Raw genomic sequence first — 323 nt, forward strand, 5'->3', positions numbered from 1 at the left:
TTTTTGAATCGACCCCATAGACCAATTGGAGTTACCCCGTCTCGTCAGTACTCCATTGGTATTCAGTTTTTCCCTGATTTTCGTTGTGGATACATTCTCCGAGTACAGCTCGAAAATCTTTTTGATCCACTTACTTTCGAATTCGTCGACCTCTAGCTTCTTGTCATTGATCCGATAACCGAAAGGTGGGGGCCCCCCTCTCCAATTACCGGACTGAATTTTCAAGAATCTGCCTTGTCGGGATCTCTCCATTCTGACCTTATTATCGTACTGACTGATTTCACTCATTATTCCTAGGATCAAATCATCCATCGGATTCTTGA

Annotated in this window: 1 protein-coding gene; it reads right to left on the bottom strand. The window is 43.3% G+C overall.

Features of this window, described 5'->3' with window-relative positions:
- Positions 1–312 (bottom strand): recombinase family protein (locus DNI29_RS25410; protein ID WP_202910586.1); only part of this gene is annotated, 312 nt, incomplete at its 3' end.
- Positions 313–323: the final 11 nt, after the last annotated feature.

Source organism: Hymenobacter sediminis (assembly GCF_003231285.1).
Lineage (GTDB): Bacteria > Bacteroidota > Bacteroidia > Cytophagales > Hymenobacteraceae > Hymenobacter > Hymenobacter sediminis.